Source organism: Hoeflea sp. CAU 1731, assembly GCF_039888615.1.
Lineage (GTDB): Bacteria > Pseudomonadota > Alphaproteobacteria > Rhizobiales > Rhizobiaceae > Flavimaribacter.
In genome coordinates this window covers 1-3150 of the sequence record NZ_JBDQQS010000044.1, presented here as the reverse complement: position 1 = coordinate 3150, position 3150 = coordinate 1, and the positions used below count along the sequence as shown (strand labels likewise).

The window sequence follows — 3150 nt, the reverse complement described above, 5'->3', positions numbered from 1 at the left end:
GGACCGTAAATGATCAGAACGATCTGCTCGCGCACCTCTTCGGACTACAAAAGGTTAACAAAGCATGAAAACGAGGACGCTCAGTGGATAATTGCGCGCTCCGAAAATGTTTGCGACAAGCCCCTATATGTTCTTAAATGTCGGACAGATTCACCACTTTCGTGTCGTGACGCCATGAATGCGCTTCCCAGAATCGATCTCGAGCACGCCGCCCAAACCGATACGCCGGCCGTCGCGGTCAAGCACCACGCCGAACCATACCGCCAGCATACAATTCGCACTTTGGCTCCGGGCCTGTTCCTTGCGGCGCTCATCGCCGGATTGGCTTTGGTCCTGCGTCAAGCGCCGGGCGTCGGCGCCTTCAGTCCGATGATCATCGCAATCGTGATCGGAATGGCGTTTCACAACCTTGTGGGGACGCCGGCTCGCGCCAGGGCGGGGGTAGCGTTCTCGATGCGCACGCTTCTGCGCGGCGCGATCATTCTTCTGGGGCTACAACTGACAATCATTCAGGTCGCGGAGGTCGGCGCCGCCGGTGTCGCCATCATCGCAACGACGCTCGGCGCCACGTTTGCCTTCACGCTCTGGTTCGGGCGGCTGATTGGCGTCGAGCGCAAGTTGGCCGAGCTGATCGCGGCAGGCACCTCGATCTGCGGCGCCTCCGCCGTCATCGCCACCAACACGGTCACCCGAGCGCATGACGAAGATGTCGCCTACGCGGTCGCCTGCGTCACGGTGTTCGGCTCGATCGCGATGTTTGCCTACCCGCTGCTGCCCGGCCTCCTGCATCTCGATGCGCACGGCTTCGGCCTGTGGGCGGGGGCATCGATCCACGAAATCGCGCAGGTTGTCGCCGCAGCCTTCCAGGACGGTAAGCAGGCGGGCGAGTTCGGCACGATCGCCAAGCTGACGCGGGTGATGATGCTGGCGCCGATGGTCCTCGCGCTTGGCTTCGCGACGACACACCGGATGAAGTCGAAGGGTCCGGACCATACGCAGGCAAGACCGCCAATGCCGTGGTTCGTGCTGGGTTTCGTCGCGCTGGTCGGATTGAACAGCGCGGTCGCTATCCCGGAAGACGCAAAGGCCTGGATCGCGACCCTGACGACGTTTCTCTTGTCGATGGCGCTGGCCGCGATGGGCCTGGAGACCGATTTTCGCAAGCTCAAGGCCAAGGGTGCGCGCCCGTTCCTTCTGGGACTCGCTGCCTTTCTTTTCATCGCCTCATTTAGTCTAATGCTCGTCAAGCTTGCCGGATGAGAAGACCCACATGACCCTCGAACAACTTCGCATCTTCATCGCGGTGGCGGAACGCGAGCATGTCACGCAGGCGTCGCGTGACCTGAACCTGACGCAATCGGCCACTAGCGCCGCGGTCTCCACGCTTGAGGACCGCCACCAGGCCAAGCTTTTCGACCGGATCGGCCGTCGCATCGTGCTGACTGAAGCCGGCAAGATCTTCCTGTCCGAAGCAAGGGCCGTCGTTGCACGCGCGCAGGCGGCCGAATCCGTGCTGGCCGACCTCTCAGGTCTCAAGCGCGGCAAGCTTACGATTGCAGCCAGTCAGACCGTGGCCAACTACTGGCTGCCGCAACACATTCAGCGCTTTCAGAAGCATCACCCAGGCATCACCGTTACGATGACAATCGGCAACACCGCAACGGTAACGTCCGCCATCCATGACGGCGCAGCCGATCTGGGCCTCATCGAAGGCGACGTTGACGACCCATCGCTGACGATCAGCGCGATAGCCGAAGACGAGATCCTGATCGTCGTCGCGCCTGACCACCCATGGGCCAGCCAGATCCCAAACCCGAAACGTGACTTCCAGCAGGCGTGCTGGGTGTTGCGCGAACCGGGTTCCGGTACGCGCGCAATCTTCGAAGCAGCGTTGCCGGCTCTAGGCGTAGACAAAGCAAGTCTCGATATCGTCCTCGAGCTGCCGTCGAATGAATCGGTGCGCGCGGCGGTACAGGCCGGCGCTGGCGTGACGGCGATGTCGCGGCTCGTTGTGGCCAATGCGCTGGCCGCCGGCACGCTCCGATCGGTCAAGATCGCCTTGCCGCCGCGGCAGTTTTTCCTGCTCGCGCACAAGGAGCGCTACCAAGCCCGCGCGGCCCAGGAGTTTCGTCACATGGTAACAGAACTCTCCGCGGCCGATAATAAGCGATTTTCAACAACTTATCTGGCGGTATGAGAAAGGTGTGGAATGGTACTCCTCCCATTTTGCCCCGCGTTGCAACGACCTGTCTGGCAAGACCATCGATTTTCTGACCGCCAAACATATGAGCTAGAAATTGGTATCGAGCGGCATATTTGAGATGCTGCACAAGTGACGTGTAGTAATCGATTTCACTATCCGTTATGATAGTGATCTGCGCTTCTTTGCATTTCGCCAAGGCTACGTCATTCCACGAAATATTTCTTTTCGCTATAACAATCCGAATCTTGAGCTTGGCCTGCTGCCCGTAAAATTTACGGATAGACTTCCAGACAGGTTCGCGGATGGATTTCATCTTTTTCGATGAGACCCGCCATGTTCTTTCTGCCTGGGCTCTCTTTTCGCGTGCATTCGACGATGATGACGGTTTCATCGCCCTTGGCGAAAACATCGATCTGGCGGGGCGGTAAACCGTCCTCAACGGCGATCAGAAATCTCCGGGCCTTGCTCATTTCCTTGAAGCCCATTTGCGCCAAGATGCTCCAAACCTCGTCTTCGAGCTGTTCGTCGGCGGGCTTGACCCGAGCCATTCGAGTCGATTTGGTATTCGTTCTGACAGCGCGCCATCCGTCTGCGCTCCTCGAGCGCGACCTTCTCCGCGATAAGCTTTTTCGTGGAGCCCGTGTCAGTCTTGTAAAAGTCTTTGCTTTTTCTTCGGCGCAGTTCTGAAGCGATCGCTTCTCCAGAAATGATCGGCCCCGGATGCTGTTCGGACATACCTAAGAATCCCCGCTCCCGCACTCGGCAGTAAAACCGCGGAGTGATCTGCGTGCAAGATGCGCGATCGCATTTGCACACGTGCCTGTTGTCGATTTAGGTTTGAAACCGAGACTCGCGCATTGAGTGTTTTCAATGATTTGCGTGAGACTGAAGTGTAATGCATTACACTTCAAATGAGACGCCAATGAGATTTTATTACACTCCAAATG

3 protein-coding genes are annotated in these 3150 nt (G+C 58.3%); 2 read left to right on the top strand and 1 reads right to left on the bottom strand.

Annotated features, from left to right (window positions below):
* Positions 1-174 precede the first annotated feature (174 nt).
* Together AAFN47_RS27980 and AAFN47_RS27975 are read left to right on the top strand one after the other, a co-directional pair.
* Positions 175-1260 (top strand): YeiH family protein, encoded by a 1086-nt coding sequence (locus AAFN47_RS27980; RefSeq protein WP_080723358.1) that lies wholly within the window; start codon positions 175-177, stop codon positions 1258-1260.
* Between the two features lie 10 nt (positions 1261-1270).
* Complete coding sequence (locus tag AAFN47_RS27975) at positions 1271-2197, top strand: LysR family transcriptional regulator (RefSeq protein ID WP_127601224.1); 927 nt, start codon at positions 1271-1273, stop codon at positions 2195-2197.
* 278 nt (positions 2198-2475) lie between these two features.
* Here AAFN47_RS27975 and AAFN47_RS27970 read toward each other — a convergent pair whose 3' ends face one another.
* A complete protein-coding gene (locus AAFN47_RS27970; RefSeq protein WP_035228767.1) occupies positions 2476-2751 on the bottom strand; it encodes a hypothetical protein in 276 nt (91 codons plus the stop codon).
* Between the last annotated feature and the right edge of the window lie 399 nt (positions 2752-3150).